A 16269-nucleotide genomic window follows, 5' to 3' on the forward strand; every position below is an offset into this window, starting at 1 on the left:
GCGTATCACAAGATAAAAAACGGGTTTGGGCGCCGAGCTTCGAACGGTCGGCGGAAGCTTCGGATCAAACGGCGGATTTCGGCGGGAAGAGGACCTGACGGATGGTCGCCAGGACGATTTGGATGTCGAGGAGGATTGACCAATGGTTGATGTAGAAAATGTCGTAGCGGATCCGTTCGCGCAGGAGAGCCGGTTCGGAAATCTCGCCCCGGAAACCTTTGCATTGGGCGAGACCGGTGATGCCCGGTTTCACGAAGTGGCGGGTTGAATACGTTTTCATCAGGCGGGCGAACTCCTTGTCGTGCTGCCTGAGGTGAGGACGGGGACCGGCGATGCTCATGTCGCCAAGCAGGACGTTCACAAACTGGGGGATCTCATCGAGACTGGTCCGGCGTAAAAACGCGCCGAAGGGATAGATCCGAGAATCGCCTTGGGTGGTTTGGCGGGCCAATTGTTCCGGACTTTGATCGATGTCGTACATGGTCCGGAACTTGATGATGTTGAAGGTGTTTTTCGTCAGGCCGGAACGAGGTTGGGTGTAGAAAAGGGATCCGGGCGCCTGGCGGCGTTGCATCAGCCAAACCATCGCCATCAAAGGCGGGAGAATGAAGGCGACGACCGGCAAGGAGAAGGCGATGTCAAAGGCCCGTTTGATGCTGCGGTTGACCGGGTTTTCGAGCGGCTCGTTTTGCAGCGTGAAAAAAGTGTATTCCCCTTCGTGGTCGATGGTGATCGGGTGTTCGTAGTCGCTCTCCCAATTGTTGCAAATCCGGATTCGACAACCGTAGCGCTGGGCCACGTCGATGAGTTGCCGGGTCCGCTCTTCGGAGAGGTAATTCTGCATGATGATGATCTGGCCGACCGGTTTGGCGGCCAGGATCTGCGGCAGATTATCGATTCCGCCCAAATGGGGGATTCCGGGCAGGGAAGCGGCATCCGGTTCGTCGGCGAGAAGTCCGACCGGCTCGACGCCGAGGTTTGCTTTCGTCGAAATCCACGCGCTCAGTTTTCCGGTTTCCCCTTCGCTGCCGATGAACAAGGTCGGCACCGAACTGGCCTTGAAGACGATCCGACAGAGAAATCCGGGAAGGTAATAATTGCACAGGAAAAGGATCACGGCGGCGGCGGCCAGGAAGGAGCCGATGAAAAGGCGGCTGATGTAGGCGTCTTTGGTGGCGAAGGCGGCGGCGAGGAGGAACAACGAGAGTCGAAGCATTTGTTGGGCGCTCAATCGGCTGGCCTCGATCCAACTCAGGTTTCCGAGTCGTTGCCCCCAGGATTGATAAACCTGGAGGGTGATTAGCACTCCGCCGACCACGCAGAAGAAATAGAGGGAGAGATGGGTATCGGGAAGGAGATCGATCCAACCGGTGGTGCCGACGATCCAAACATGGAGCAGAAAGTAGGTGGAAACGATAATCGTCACCCAAATCCCGTGAAGCGTGGTTAATCCTTCCTGGCGGTTTCTCAGCATGTTGCCATACAGTAACCCACCTTTCTCGCTTTCCAATCGGGAGCCTCCCTGCCCGTCGCTTGGGGCAAATAACGAACCGATTTAGTGGGTTGAATGGTGAGACGCCGGGAAATTTCCGGGTCCCGGGAAAGAGACGCCGCTTTTTAGTCCCAAATTCGAGGTTGTCTTCAGAAACTACCTCCGCATGAGCGAGCCGCGTGCGGGAGGGGAAGGAAAGGGAAGGGGACCCAGGCGGGTTTACCCCCGGTCCATCGCATTCTCCTGTTCGACCCAATGGACGCAATATTGGACGAGCTCGGTGGCATTGCGGAGATTGAGTTTCTCCTTGATGTGCGCCCGGTGGGATTCGACCGTTTTGACGCTGACGTTCAAGCTGGAAGCGATGTCGCGGGTCGTTTTCCCTTCGCCGATCAACTGGATGATTTCGAGTTCACGGTCGCTCAATTGATCGATCGGAGAACCGCTCGCACCGCGCCCGTTGACAATCTGGTGGAGAATCTGCGCCCCGACTTTTTCACTCACGTAAATATCGCCCTTCAGTGTGCGGCGAATCGCATTGACCACCTTCTCGGGGGCTTCCTGTTTCATCAAGTAGGCATTGGCGCCGGCGCGGAGCACCCGCTGGGCATAGATGTGCTCGTCGTGCATCGAAAGGACCATGATGCGAAGGTCCTTGTAAAGGGCTTTGATGCTCTTGGTGAGTTCGATTCCATTATTTCCTTGCAATGAAATATCGACGATCACCAGGTCGGGGTGTTTCGTGGAGATGCCGCGGAGGGCCCGGGGGGCGTCTTCCGCTTCGCCGCAAACGAATAGGTCGGGCTCGCTGTTGATGAGTTGGGCGAGCCCTTGTCGCATAAGCGGGTGATCGTCGACCACGAAAATGGCTCGTTTGCTGGCAGGATTGCCTTCTTTCATATGTGTTTGGAAAGGAATCGTTTGAGTGATTGGGAAGTTCGGCGGGCAACAAACATCATTTGAACCGGATCCCGAGAAAACCGGGCCGAAGCGTTCGACCGCCCTCAAAGGGTAGTCGAGAAAAGCGGGGGAAACAATCGGGCCTCTCCCTTATCGTGGAGGTCGAGAAAAGACTGAGGGAAGAGGCAGGGGGATACGGGGTGCAGCCTAATGAGGATGCGACTTCCGTTAACCCTTCATCTCGTTCTCGACCCATTGGACCGAGAATTTCACCAGCTCGCTCGCGTTCTTAAGACCGATCTTGTCCTTGATGTGAGCCCGGTGGGACTCGATGGTCTTGACGCTGACATTTAAGGCGCTGGCGATTTCCCGGGTCGGTTTCCCTTCGCCGATCGCCTGGATCACCTCCAACTCGCGATCACTGAGCCGGTCGATGGGGGAGGCGTCCGGTTTGCCACGACCGGTCAATGCCTGGTGAAGCATTTGACTCCCCACTTTTTCATTCACGTAAATCTCCCCGCTCATGATCCGACGTAACGCGTTGACCACCTTTTCGGCGGCCTCCTGTTTCATGACGTAACCGAGGGCGCCCGCCCGGAGGACGCGTTGGGCGTAGATGCTTTCGTCGTGCATGGAGAGGACCAGAATCGGAAGGAACTTATACAGGGCCTTCAGGTTCTTGATCAGCTCGATCCCGTTGCTTCCGCGCAGTGAAATGTCGACGATCGCCGCATCGGGCGGGTTGGCTTCAATGGCCTTCAACGCGGAAGGAGCGTCTTCCGCTTCGCCGACAACCTCCATATCCGGCTGGGCGTTAATCAGTTGGGCAATCCCTTGGCGCATCAATGGATGATCATCCACGAGAAAAACCCTGGTCTTCTGATTCCGGCTATTGTTCCTGTTTTTGTCGTTCATCCCTCAATGCGAAAAATCAATGTCACCCTTTTGAAGTCCTCCATGCTGCATTCTCCGGCGAAAATGTCAACCGGCCCCGGTCCTCATTCCTTGGGGACGAGGCTCCGTTGTACCGTGTCTTTCAAGAATCTAAGTCAAGTCGAAGGTCGCCGCAAGCCACCTTTTCTGAGAGAGACCCGATGATGCGCGAAAAACAAGCGGGACGATCGCCAGCTGTGTCAGGATCGCGGGTCCGACACCCCCGGCTTCCCCGCTTTTTCTTCGCGGAAAAATAGATTCCGCGATTCGTAACATCCCCATGTAAAACGGTTGCCTTCCCAACTCGGAAGGCAATGATCGCCGCGATGATCGAAAAACCTTACTTGTTGTTCCTGGGGGATGTGCGCGACAACCTGGCCGCGAAGACCTCGTATGGAGTCGCCCGGTGGTGTCCGGACGACTGCGTCGGGCAGATCAAGATGCCCGGATGTGGCGCGGACACCGGCTTGCCGGACCTGTCTTACGAGGACGCGGTCAAACAAGGGGCGCGGACCTTGATCGTCGGGGTCGCCAACGCGGGTGGCGTCCTTTCGCCGGCGTGGATCGGAGAATTGTCGAAAGCGCTCGATGCTGGCCTCGATTTGGCCAGCGGTTTGCACATGCGTCTGACCGATGTGCCGGAACTGCGCGAAAAGGCGGCTCGTCTCGGTCGAAAGTTGCACGACGTTCGGAGTCCCCGAATCGAATTGAAAGTCGGCACCGGGGAGAAACGGACGGGCAAACGTATCCTTACCGTGGGTACGGACTGCTCCAGCGGGAAAATGTTCACCGCCTTGGCGTTGACGCACGAGATGCGGGCCCGCGATTTTAACGTCGATTTCCGGGCGACCGGTCAGACGGGGATTTTCATCGTGGGCAGCGGGATTTCCGTGGACGCGGTGGTCTCGGATTTCATTTCCGGCGCAACCGAGATGTTGAGTCCGGCAAACGATCCCGATCATTGGGATGTCGTCGAAGGGCAAGGATCGTTGATGCATCCTTCATTCGCCGGGGTTAGTCTTGGGTTGCTGCACGGGGCTCAACCGGACGTGCTGGTGATGTGTCATCAACCCGGGCGGGCGCATATGCGGGGGTTGCCGAACCGGAGTTTGCCGGATTTGCAGGATTGCATCGATTGGAACATTCGTTCCGCCCGTTTGACGAATCCCGACGTTCGGTGCATCGGGATCAGCTTAAACACCCAGATGATGGCTCCGGAAGCGGCCGCTGACGAGATTAAGCGGATCGAAGATCTGTTTGGCTTGCCGTGCGTCGATCCGATGACCACCGGGGTAGGTCCGCTGGTCGACCGGATCGCGAAGTTATGAGAAGCTTGGAGATCAGGAGCGAAGTCTGGCCGCTGCGAAGCGTTTTCCGGATATCGCGCGGAAGCCGGACCGAGGTTCCGGTCGTGGTGGTGGAGATCCGGGAAGGGGATTTCGCCGGCCGGGGGGAGTGTGGACCGATTCGGCGATACGGTGAAGATTCGGCCCAAACCGGGACGATTGTCGAGTCGATCCGATCACGATTGCTGGCGGGAATGACCCGCGCGGAGTTGCAACGGGCGTTGCCGCCCGGCGCCGCCCGGAACGCCGTCGATTGCGCCCTGTGGGACTTGGAGGCGAAGTCGAGCGGCCAACCGGCTTGGCGGTTGGCGGGACTGGCAGCGGAGCCGACGCCGGTGGTGACGGCGGTGACCATCAGTTATGACACTCCTGAAACGATGGGGGAAGCGGCGGCGCGGTTGCAGGATTCGCCGTTGTTGAAGATCAAGCTGGGAGGCGCGGGAGACGTGGCTCGAGTCGAAGCGGTGCGGAAAGCGGCTCCACGGGCTCGGTTGATCGTCGACGCCAACGAAGGCTGGAACCTCGAACAATGCCATGAATTCATTCCCGCCCTGGCCCAACTCGGAGTCGAGATGATCGAGCAGCCATTGCCGGCCGGGAAAGACGAGGGCCTGCGCGAGGTAGCCCGGACCGTTCCGATCTGCGCGGACGAATCTTGCCACACCCGGGCGGACCTCCCCGGTTTGGCCGGTTTATACGATTTCGTGAACATCAAGCTCGACAAGACGGGCGGTTTGACCGGGGCGTTGGAATTGGCGGCGGCGGCGGAACAAGCGGGGTTTCGAATCATGGTCGGGACGATGGTCGGCACATCTTTGGCGATGGCTCCGGGGATGCTTTTGACTGGAAAAGCGGAATTCGTCGACCTCGACGGGCCGCTCTTGTTGGTGAAGGACCGCGAGCGAGGGTTGCGGTTCGAGGGCGGAAAAGTATTTCCTCCGGAGCCCGCGCTCTGGGGTTGAAGCCGAGCAACAGAAAAGCGAGGGGAGCGAACTCCCCCCGCTTTCCTGTTTCGTCGTATATGGCGTCCGGCTAGAAGATTAAGCCGAACTATAAGTGTTATTGCCGGTCGTCGTCCCGCTGCCGGTTCGAATCCCGGTCCGCTTCGTCGTCGTCGCTGTCGTCGCTGTCGTTCACGTCGTCATGATCCACGGGCTCGTGGTCGGAATCGAGATCGCGTTCCCGGTCAAGGCCGCCGAATTCCGGCTGCTCCTGGAAGTCAGTGGATTCGCGATCGTTTTCCGCGTCGACTGCGGGGGAGTCTTGCTCCGGTTGATCGGCCGGTTGATCGGACTCGACGTCACGGTCTGGCGATCCGAATTCCCCGGCGTCGCCGGTCTCGGTATCGTACGGCCGGGCTTCCGCATCCGCTCCTGCTCCGGTTTCGACGTCGGTTTCCAACTCGTCGGCCGCATCCTCCTCGCGGGCCTCGGAGTCACGATCGGGTTGTCCAAACTCGGTCTCGTCGGCGGCTTCATCCGAGTCACGGTCCCGGCCATGAGCCTGGGCGTGCGGCGGCGGCCCATCCCGGTCGGGATCCTGGGCGTGCGGCGGGGGGCCCCGGCGTTCGGGATCCTGCGCGTGCGGCGGAGGCCCACGACGATCGCCGGCATCATCCTGTTCGTCCGCGGCGGGGCGATCGAACTCCTGCTGTTGTTGCGGCTGTTGTTGTTGCGGGCGGTCTTCGTCGTCGACCTGACGGTCTTGTTCGCGACGATCCGCATCCTCCGCATCCTCCTCCCGGGCGTCGTCCTCGCGGGCTTCGCGATCGGCGCGTCCGAAAGTGATTTCGTCGCGGTCGTAGCGATAAACGCGTCCTTCGCCGGTGGCGGTCGCCTCTTGACGGGTCCGCTCGCGGACGGTGGTTTCGGTGAGGGACTCGGCTTGCTCCAGTTGCTCGCGGGTGACGTTCAACACCAATTCTTCGCGGGTGATGGTGGTGAAGGTCCGCGGTTCCACGGCATAAACCTGCTCAGTCCGCTCGAAGAAGCCGGTGGACGGAGTGATCAAGACATATTCGACCCGTCCATTGCTTAAGTCGAAGACGACATTATCGACCGAACCGAGTTCGGTTTGTTCGGCGCTGTGGATCGAACGCCCACGCAGGTTACTGGTGAGAACCAGTTCGCATTGTTCGGCGGTCCGGTCCACCTGGGTGGTTTGCATCTGATCCTGCCGTTCGGTGACGGACGTCTGCCGCTGCCCTTCCCGCACCTCGGTCGTTCCCTGTTGGCGACGTTGGGTTTGGGTTTCACCGGTTTGGCCTTGTTGCTGGCGTTGCAGGACTCCCTCCCGGGTCGTCTCCTGTTGACGCTCGATTCCGGGTCGAGCGCCGAAGTCTTGTTGATCCTGTTGACGGACTTCCGACTCCTGTTGCATTCCCGGCCGTTCGGTTTGCTCTTGCATCCCCGGGCGATCGGTTTCGGTTCCCATTTGATCGCGGGCATCGGGTTGGGCTCCGAATTCCTGGTCATCCCCCTCGACGCCGGGTTGTTGCTGTTGTTGTTGTTGGACTCCCGGTTGAGGAGGGGAGTGGGGTTGGGCTCCGGGCTGGGCCGGTTCGGCCTGCGGTTGGTGAGGCTGAACACCGGGGCGCGGTTCCTCGGTCATCGGTTGCGACGGTTGACCGGGTTGTTGAGTTTGGCCTTCGGCCGCCCCGGCATCGCCCGTGCCTGCACCGGTTGCACCTGCGCCCGCGCCGGCGTCGCCGGCACCATCGCCCGACTGGGTGGCTTGGAGTTGCTGAAATTCGACCCCCTCGACGGATTGATTCTCCGTTTCCGACTCGTTCTCTTCGTGGCGCGCGCCGAATTGGACGGAGCGTTCCTCCCATTCAATGTTGTAGGCTTGATAGATTTCGCGGGCTTGTTCTTCCCGGCAGAGATGGACGATTTCATCCTCCTGCCAAGTGGCGATTTGCTCCCAGGCTTCGTCATCAATGGCGATACGGGCGACCTGGCGAGTGCCCATCAAACCGTCGGATTGGACGATTTCGATGGCCTCGATCGGGACGACCCGCAAGTCGGCTCCGATCCCAAGGATGCCGCCGCTTTCGACCACGACGAAGGAGGGATGTTCTCCATGGAGATCGATGGCGAGGCTGTGAATGGAACCGAGCGATTCGCCGTCACGACTTTCCACCCGCATCCCTTCAAGTTCGCTGACTTCGTAGATTTCGACTTCGCGTTGTTCCCGCTGCTCCGTTCGAGCTCCGAACTCGTGTCGTTCGTGGGTCTCGGTCTGGACTTGGGTGCTTTGGTTCCGCTCTCCTTCGAGATGGTTCTGCTGGGTTTCCGCCGTGGCGAAAGTCACGCAGAAACCCAACGCTGCCATCGCGGCGATGGCTGGTTTCCTGATTGGTGTTTTCATTTTCTTTTTACATGATTTGTTGAGTCCACGATACGTGGCCGGACGGATTCCATCTGAAGAAACGGCTCCGCGTGGACGTTGTTGTTATACAAGATCCCGGTAGCAATGTTTGTGCCAAACAAGCGAGAGCCTGAGAGGGGGCTTGCAGAGCGGAGGGGCGCCAAAACGGGCCAATCGGATGCATGAATCGACGCGGGAAGGTCGTGCAGAATGCCGGGATGCGCCGGGCGGGGATGGCTTGAAAAAAATCTCGTATTGGCAAGAAGCGGTTGCCGACCTAAGGTGACGGAAGAAACGCATGAAGAGCCGAGTCGAACTGAAGATCAATCAAGGGAGAAAGAGCCTGAAGGAGTGGGTGACCATCACCAAGACGGCGGTGAAGGAGTGGGGGCTGGACGAGGCGTTTCTCCATGCGGCGGCGCTCGGATTTTATACTCTATTTTCGTTGGCGCCAATTTTGATCATCGCGGTGGCGGTGGCCGGTTTCGTCTATGGGCCGGATGCGGCGCGGGGCGAGATCAGCGAGCAGATCGAAGTGATGATCGGGCGGGAAAGCGCGGAGTTAGTTGAGGAGGCCCTATTGCAATCGAGTCCGGAAGTGGCCGGGTTCTTTCAGACCGTGGTCGGTTTCGGACTGTTGATCGTCGGTGCGACCACGGTGTTCCATCAGTTGCAGCGGTCCCTCAATTCGATTTGGGGAGTGGTGGCGAAACCGTCGCGGAGCAGTATACTCTTGTTCCTGCAAAGCCGGGTCTTGTCTCTGGCGTTGGTCTTGACGATCGGTTTTCTGCTGCTGGTTTCGTTGATCTTCAGCACGGTATTGACGGCGATCCTGCGTTACGCCCGGGAAGTGGTGCCCGTGCCCCCGGTGGTATTGGCCGGAGCGGACGTATTGATCGCCCTGACGGTGTTCACCGTGTTGTTCGGGATGATCTTTAAAGTGTTGCCCGACGTGCAACTGCGGTGGCGGGATGTTTGGAAAGGAGCACTGTTGACAGCGGTGCTTTTCACGATCGGCCGTTACCTGATCTCGTTGTATTTGAGTCACGCCGGACCGGCATCGACCTACGGGGCGGCCGGATCGCTGGTGGCGATCATCTTTTGGGTCTATTATTCGGGGCTGATCCTGCTGTTCGGGGCGGAATTCACCAAGGTCTACGTCCGCAGCCGGGGATTTCCGGTCATTCCAAAGAAAACGGCGGCGCGGGTCTCAAAGCAGATCGTGGAAGATTGAGGCAACCGCAGCGTCCAAACAGGGCGCAAAAAAATGGCGAAGGGGTGAGCCTTCGCCAATGGAGGAAAGATTGCGGGAGACAATCAGGCGGCGTTCGGATCGACGCACTTCGGACCTTTGAGTGGTTCTTTCTCCTCGACGATCACGGGATATTTGGGGGCTTCGTTGGCGTTCATCTCAATGAATTCGGATGATTTTTCCGGAACATCGTAGTCAGGGAAAATCGCTTCAACCGGGCACTCGGGGACGCAGGCATTGCAGTCGATGCAGGTTTCGGCGTTGATATAGAGCCGGTCGGGTGCCTCGTGGAAAGCTTCCACCGGGCAGACCGAGGCGCAGCTCGTATATTTACAGTCAATACAGGTTTCAGTTACTACGTATGCCATGATTCGTTAGGAGAAGTGTTGTGGCTCCGGCCGCCTCCCGGGCGAAGCCGTTTGCGCCTTCTTATATTTCACTTGCGGGGCGGAGAATCAAACTATTTATTACGGGGACCGCCGGATTTGTCGTGACGATTCGGGTAATCCGGGGGGACCGGATTCATTGGACGCGACCGAAAACAATCCTTTTTTCATATCGTGATAATCAGTCAGGATGAATTGAATGCCATCATCAACGCCCGATCAGCCGGAGCCGCGTTTTTGCTGGGAATGCACAAGTGCGACGGCGGGTTGGTCGTCCGGGCGTTTGTTTCCGGGGCGAAAACTTGCGCCGCGGTGGAGCTCGACGGCAAGGAGGAGCGGCGACACTCGATGAACCGGCTGGATCCGGCCGGTTTTTTCGAAGGTTTTATTTCGGACCGGAAAGAACCGTTTGCCTACCGACTGCGGGTAGAGGACCATAAGCGGGAGATCCGTCAGTTTTTCGACCCGTATTCGTTCGAGCCTCTTCTCGCGGAAAAGGACCTCGCGGCTTTCAACGGCGGAGACGACGGCCGGATCTATGAAAAACTGGGTGCCCATGTTCGGACCGTTCGCGGAACTCCGGGAGTCCATTTCGCTGTTTGGGCGCCGAACGCCCGGCGGGTTTCGGTCGTCGGCGATTTCAACCATTGGGACGGACGCTACCATCAGATGCGGCCGATCGGGTCGACCGGCGTTTGGGGATTGTTTATTCCAGGGCTGGAGCCTGGCGCGATGTACAAGTTCGAGTTGTTGGGCCGGGATGGAGACCTGCTGTTGAAGACGGATCCCTACGGGACTTATTTCGAAGGCCCCCCAAACAACGCGTCGATCGTTTTCGAACCGGGCCAGTATCCGTGGAAGGATGACGAATGGCTGAACCTCCGTCGGGTAAATCGGGGACTCGACCGGCCCATCTCGATTTACGAAGTCCATCTCGGTTCCTGGAAACGGGTACCGGAGGACGGGAACCGGCCTTTGACTTACCGGGAGCTTGCCCCGCAATTGGCTGAATACGTGCTGGAGATGGGATTCACCCATGTCGAGGTCTTGCCGGTGGCGGAGCATCCGTTCGCGCCCTCGTGGGGATATCAGGTGACTGGCTTTTTCGCACCAACCCATCGGTTTGGCGACCCGGAAGACTTTATGTTTTTCGTCGATTACCTGCATGGGAAAGGGATCGGAGTGATCGTCGACTGGGTGCCGGGGCATTTTCCGCGGGACGGATTCGCGTTGGCCGAGTTCGACGGAACCCACCTGTACGAGCATGAGGACCCCCGGTTGGGCGCGCACGAGGATTGGGGGACATTGATTTTTAACTACGGACGACATGAGGTCCGTTCCTTTTTGTTGGCAAACGCGCTGTTCTGGTTCGACCGCTTTCATATCGACGGCTTGCGGGTCGATGCGGTGGCTTCGATGTTGTACCTCGACTATTCGCGAAAAGAAGGGGAGTGGATTCCAAACCGCTACGGGGGACGCGAGAATCTGGAAGCGATGGATTTCTTGCGGGCGGCCAACAATCTGGTGCACGAACGATATCCGGGAGCGTTGATGTTCGCCGAAGAGTCGACCTCCTGGGGCGGGGTGAGCAAACCGGTTTCCGAAGGGGGACTTGGGTTTGATTTCAAATGGAACATGGGCTGGATGAACGACACGCTCCGCTACTTCCAAAAAGATCCCCTGTATCGACGTTGGCATCACAATGATCTGACCTTCGGAATGTTGTATCAATATTCCGAGAACTTCGTCAGCGTCTTCTCGCATGACGAAGTGGTGCACGGAAAGAATTCCCTGTTGCTGAAAATGGGAGGCGGATCGATTTCGGAAAAGGCCCATCATCTACGTTCATTATTCGGATACATGTGGACCTATCCCGGGAAAAAACTGCTTTTTATGGGCGGTGAGTTCGGGCAATCGTCGGAGTGGCACTACGACTCAAGCCTGGATTGGCATTTGCTGCAGTTCACCGACCACGAAGGCGTTCGTCTTCTCACCCGGGATTTAAACCGTCTTTACCGGAGCGAGCCGGCACTGTCGCGGACTGATCTGAATCCGGAAGGTTTCCGCTGGATCAACGCGTCCGACGCGGAGAGTGGAATCATCAGCTATCTGCGAATGGATCCGGCGGGGGGGGACGTCTTGGCGGTCGTCTGCCATTTCACCCCAGTGACGCGCTTCAACTACCGTATCGGCGTGCCGTGCCCGGGACAATGGAAGGAGATTTTGAATACGAATTCGAATCATTACGGTGGGACGGGCGAGGGGAACCTCGGTGGCGCCGAAGCGGCTCCGGTTCCATGGGACGGGTTCCCCCAGTCGCTGAATCTGACGATCCCCCCATTGACGGTTTTGGTTTTCAAATGGACAAGAGGATGAGTTCCAGTGTGTTCGCGAATTTGCCCGGAGTGGAAGTGGCTGTCGCCGAAATCGGCTCGAAATTGTCCGACATCTGGGAGGCTCCGGTAACGGATCAGGTGGAGGCGCCATCGGAATTCCGGGCAACCCAAATGAACCTGATTCTCCATTTCGGGCTGGGGACGGGAGCGGAACAAGGTCGCGAAGTATTTGAAACGGCGCTACGATTCAGCCAGCGTTATCCGTCGCGCATTATCGTCTTGTGTCCGGAAGATCGCTCTCGGGATGAAACGATGTTGATGTCGAAAATCTTCAGCGAATGCTACATCGGCAAAAGCGGGCGGGACCGTTCTTGCGTCGAAGCAATCATTCTGGCGTATCCTCTGGAAGGACGCGGATATTTGGAGAATCAAGTTTCGATCCTGCTGGAAACCGACTTGCCGACTTATTACTGGCAGCACAGTTTCGAGTCGCCGGACCGACTGACTGATTACGAGTTTTTCCTCCGGATCTCGCGAAGGATTGTATTCGATACAAGCTGCGAACCGGAGGAAGTGCGGACGGTGGCATGGCCGCAACCCGCGATGGTGCGGGATCTCACCTACGCCCGCTTGTTACCGGTCAGGCAAGCGATCGGGCAGTTTTTGAGCGGTTTTTCGCCGCGGGAATTGACGACTGGATTGAGCCGAGTACGGGTCTGCCACTCGCCGGAAGCGCGGGCCGAAGCCGTTTGTTTGCTCGACTGGATCCGCGAATGTTTGACGGGATGCGTGGACCAGGCGGGAACCACGGAGATCGAGGTCGAATTCGGGACCTGCGCCAGTGACAAGAAGGACGAATTCGTGCTGGAGATTTATTTCGACTACGACGATGACCGCTTTTTCCGTTGGGTGGCGAACCGCGCGACAAGAATCGCGGAAATTGATGCGGATTTGGGGCGGGGCAAAGTACACATGCCGACCCGACTGAAGTTCATTTCGCCGGAAGCGGCCTTGGCCGAAGCGTTTTTCTTCTGAGAATTCGTTTGGGCTGGCCAGACAACTCACGCAACACCGACAGCCAATCCTTGGTCCTGCCAGTCTTCGACGATCCTGGCTTGCTCCTCAGTCAGACTCCGGGGATCGAGGATCCATAGGCATTCCCACTGTTCGGGCGAGAGCGAAGTCCACATGTCATCAAAAATCGGATACGGTTCGCTATCTCTGGCAACGAGGGCGCTGGTAAGTTGTCGATATGATTCGACATAAGCCTCGGCTTCCACCGGCGGCAGGGAATTGCGGAACTGCTCGGAGAATGCCAAAGCTTGGACCGAACCGGACGAGTCCCTCTTTTTTACCCGTTCGAGATGGTAACCGTTTTCCAAAAGTTCTTCCTCGGAGGCAGCGTCCGGTCGCATTTGCCGGGAAATCCAGGGGCGGGTATGTCGGTGTGACAAGACGTGCAGCCACCGGCCGACATCATCCTTCCGGTGAACATGACAATGGGTCAGGAGCGGTTTCTTCTTGCTTCGCGCCAATGAAGTGAACCCGGCGAGTTCGGAAAAAATTTCTCCATCGTCGGCTCCGAGCTGATTTCCCGGGGGAATCTCATACAAAATGGCGTCAAGATGCGCCGCGGCCAACTGAGGTGAGGCTCCGATGTCGGCAAGATCGGGTCTGACGCAACTGTTGGCACTGGCGAGCAGAAAAACCTCCGGCGGGAGCAACTCTCGGATCCGCTTGTAATGTTCGGCCTGCCAATCGCAACGGAGCCGAAGCCAGGCGAGGAAATCGGGGTTTTGCCGATTTTTCCAAAACTCCAGTTCGCTCGGCGGCGGAAGCTTCAAACCGGCATCTCGCTGGAATCGGTCGCGACAATGTGAGCAGGCGCAGGAATAGACGTCGGGAAGAAAATGGGCGTCGTCGCTAATTACGGCATCGACCGATGCGGCGGCCAAATGACGCTGAAGGTAGTCAAGGTAAGCATGGGCGAAGGCAGGATGATTGGGACAAAAGGCGAGGGAACACTCGGCGGCGGAAACGGCCGGTTTCCCGGTCCGGGCGGAAATTTGCAACCAGTCCGCCATTCGTTCCCCCCGATAAACCGCGTCTTCCCAATTGTCCGGATAAAACGCGACATGCCGACCGTAACTCTGACGGACCCGGCGCCGGTCGCAATCGTCCGCCACGCGGTGAACCCGGGTGGACGAATGATGCTCAACGACCTTCAATTCATGCCGGTGGCAGATTTCGGTGATTTCGTGCAACAGACCAAACACCCGTTCGAACACCGGGTAATAATCCCACCGAAAATGAAATCCGGACAAGACGACGCCGGTCACGCCTTTCTCCCGGAAATACCGGGCGCGGGCTTCCCATTTTTCCGTCAGACCGGAGTCGGGCCAGCCGAGGTCCGCGAACTCGAGCCACCAAGTCGTAAAACGGGCGTTGCTGAGCCACTGTTTCGTTTTCATAGATGCCAAACTTAACCCAGGGATTCGAATTCGGCCACCGCCAATCCAATCCACTCGGTTTTTCGCACAATATGCATTATGTCTAATCTAAATTTGTCTCCGGGACTCTTTACGCCCTCGCGATTCATGCATTAAAGTTTTACGCAATTATGGCCCGTTCCAAAACATCTTCGTCACCGTCCCCTTCCCGGCAGTTCGATTGGCTCGATCATCGGGCCGCCGGAGTCTTGCTTCATCCCACCAGTTTCCCCGGCGAATTCGGCGTCGGTTGCCTCGGCGCCGAAGCCCGGCGGTTCCTTGATTTTTTAGCGGAGGCTGACATCCGTTACTGGCAGGTCTGTCCCTTGGGGCCGACCGGTTACGGCGATTCCCCCTACCAGTCGCTTTCGGCTTATGCCGGCAACCCTTACCTGGTCGACTTGGAGTCCCTCGTCGCAGCCGGTTTACTTTCCGCCGACGAGCTTCTCCCGTTGCGGGCACTTCCCCGCGACCGCGTCGATTATGGCGGTCTTTATCAAAATAAATGGTCGATTCTCGGTCGTTCGTTCGTCCGCTACAAAGAAAACCCGGCTGCACGGTCCCCTTATGGCGATTTCGAAAACTTTAAGAAAAAACATGCGGAGTGGCTCGATGGTTTCGCCCATTACCAGGCGTTGAAACGGAAATTCGGAGGTGCCCCGTGGTATGAATGGCCTGGGGAATTCCGCACTCTCGAACGGTTCCGCAAATCCAAACTGGTCAAAGACCCCACCTTGGCGGAAGAAGCCGAAGCCCAACGGTTTTACCAATACCTTTTTTTCGGACAATGGAAGGCCCTTCGCGAATACGGACGCGAACGGAATGTCGAGGTCATTGGGGATATTCCGATTTTCGTTTCGCCCGACAGTGCTGATGTTTGGACCGATCCCGCCGTCTTCCAACTCGATCCGGCCAGCCTGAAGCCTACCGCGGTCGCCGGCGTGCCTCCCGACTATTTTTCTGCCGACGGACAATATTGGGGCAATCCCCTGTTTGATTGGAAACAGCTCGAGAGCGACGATTTCGCGTGGTGGAAAAGTCGCCTCCGGGCGAACTTCGAGCTCTACGATGTGATTCGAATCGACCATTTCCGCGGTTTTGAAGCGTATTGGTCGATTCCGTACGGCTCCCCGACCGCCAAGTCCGGAAAATGGGTGAAGGCTCCCGGTCTCAAGTTTTTCCAGGCGGTTCGCCGGGAGTTTCCCGACGCCCGAATCATCGCCGAGGACCTCGGCTCCCTGAGTCCCGAGGTTTTCGAACTGCTCGCTGCGACCGGACTGCCTGGAATGGCGGTTCTCCAATTCGCTTTCGGCGGCGAATCCGACAATCTTTATCTCCCGCATAACCTCAAACCGAACAGCGTGATATACCCGGGGACGCATGACAACGACACCACCCTCGGGTGGTACGCCAATTGCGATGAGAAAACCCGGGATCATGTCCGCCGGTATTTTCGGATCTGCGGACGCGAAGTGCCGTGGGACTTTATCCGCGCCGCCTACGGCTCCGTGAGCCGGTTGGCGATTATTCCACTCCAGGATATGCTTTCGCTCGATTCAGTTGGCCGCTTCAATACGCCCGGCACCGAGCAAGGAAATTGGCAATGGCGCTATTCCGCCGATCAGTTAACTAAGTTAAAGAACGACAGCGGCGGATATTTGCGCGATTTGGCCGCACTTTACGGCCGTTCGATTCAAACTCAATCCCCCCTCCCGTCGGAATCGGAAACCCCGTCCCCCTAAATCTACCGAGTCACTCGGAGGGCA

At 57.9% G+C, this 16269-nt stretch carries 12 protein-coding genes; 6 read left to right on the top strand and 6 right to left on the bottom strand.

Features of this window, described 5'->3' with window-relative positions; all coding sequences use genetic code 11:
- Nucleotides 1-64: 64 nt before the first annotated feature.
- The 3 genes from ACWUI2_RS21450 to ACWUI2_RS21460 form a co-directional block, all read right to left on the bottom strand.
- A complete protein-coding gene (locus tag ACWUI2_RS21450; protein WP_486984891.1) occupies nt 65-1474 on the bottom strand; it encodes a sugar transferase in 1410 nt (469 codons plus the stop codon).
- 237 nt (nt 1475-1711) lie between these two features.
- A complete protein-coding gene (locus ACWUI2_RS21455) occupies nt 1712-2392 on the bottom strand; it encodes a response regulator (protein WP_486984892.1) in 681 nt (226 codons plus the stop codon).
- 228 nt (nt 2393-2620) lie between these two features.
- Nucleotides 2621-3307 carry a response regulator transcription factor gene (locus ACWUI2_RS21460; RefSeq protein ID WP_486984893.1) on the bottom strand — a complete coding sequence of 229 codons (687 nt, stop codon included), beginning with the start codon at nt 3305-3307 and terminating at the stop codon, nt 2621-2623.
- A 344-nt stretch (nt 3308-3651) separates the two neighbouring features.
- On the opposite strand from ACWUI2_RS21460, the gene dgcN reads away from it, so the two are divergent.
- Nucleotides 3652-4653 (top strand): N-acetyltransferase DgcN, encoded by a 1002-nt coding sequence (gene dgcN, locus ACWUI2_RS21465; protein WP_486984894.1) that lies wholly within the window; start codon nt 3652-3654, stop codon nt 4651-4653.
- Nucleotides 4650-5633: an N-acetyl-D-Glu racemase DgcA gene (dgcA, locus tag ACWUI2_RS21470; protein ID WP_486984895.1), complete on the top strand. Its 984-nt coding sequence runs from the start codon at nt 4650-4652 to the stop codon at nt 5631-5633. The genes dgcN and dgcA overlap by 4 nt, the downstream gene beginning before the upstream one ends.
- Before the next feature lie 97 nt (nt 5634-5730).
- On the opposite strand, the gene ACWUI2_RS21475 is transcribed toward dgcA, so the two are convergent.
- Nucleotides 5731-8040: a PRC-barrel domain-containing protein gene (locus ACWUI2_RS21475; protein ID WP_486984896.1), complete on the bottom strand. Its 2310-nt coding sequence runs from the start codon at nt 8038-8040 to the stop codon at nt 5731-5733.
- 298 nt (nt 8041-8338) lie between these two features.
- Here ACWUI2_RS21475 and ACWUI2_RS21480 point away from each other — a divergent pair, with 298 nt between their 5' ends.
- Entirely contained in the window at nt 8339-9274 is a 936-nt protein-coding gene (locus tag ACWUI2_RS21480; protein WP_486984897.1) for a YihY/virulence factor BrkB family protein, read from the top strand.
- A gap of 83 nt (nt 9275-9357) precedes the next feature.
- On the opposite strand, the gene ACWUI2_RS21485 is transcribed toward ACWUI2_RS21480, so the two are convergent.
- Complete coding sequence (locus ACWUI2_RS21485; RefSeq protein ID WP_486984898.1) at nt 9358-9660, bottom strand: ferredoxin family protein; 303 nt, start codon at nt 9658-9660, stop codon at nt 9358-9360.
- 192 nt (nt 9661-9852) lie between these two features.
- Between ACWUI2_RS21485 and glgB the strand changes: the two genes are divergently transcribed.
- Together glgB and ACWUI2_RS21495 are read left to right on the top strand one after the other, a co-directional pair.
- Nucleotides 9853-12054, top strand: a complete 2202-nt coding sequence (gene glgB / locus ACWUI2_RS21490) for a 1,4-alpha-glucan branching protein GlgB (protein WP_486984899.1) — start codon at nt 9853-9855, stop codon at nt 12052-12054.
- A complete protein-coding gene (locus ACWUI2_RS21495) occupies nt 12051-13049 on the top strand; it encodes a glucose-6-phosphate dehydrogenase assembly protein OpcA (protein WP_486984900.1) in 999 nt (332 codons plus the stop codon). The genes glgB and ACWUI2_RS21495 overlap by 4 nt, the downstream gene beginning before the upstream one ends.
- A gap of 26 nt (nt 13050-13075) precedes the next feature.
- Here the strand turns inward: ACWUI2_RS21495 and ACWUI2_RS21500 are convergent, their stop codons facing one another.
- Complete coding sequence (locus ACWUI2_RS21500) at nt 13076-14485, bottom strand: hypothetical protein (protein ID WP_486984901.1); 1410 nt, start codon at nt 14483-14485, stop codon at nt 13076-13078.
- A 149-nt stretch (nt 14486-14634) separates the two neighbouring features.
- Between ACWUI2_RS21500 and malQ the strand changes: the two genes are divergently transcribed.
- Nucleotides 14635-16245 (top strand): 4-alpha-glucanotransferase, encoded by a 1611-nt coding sequence (gene malQ, locus ACWUI2_RS21505; RefSeq protein WP_486984902.1) that lies wholly within the window; start codon nt 14635-14637, stop codon nt 16243-16245.
- Nucleotides 16246-16269: the final 24 nt, after the last annotated feature.

Source organism: Verruconatronum alginivorum, assembly GCF_056590205.1.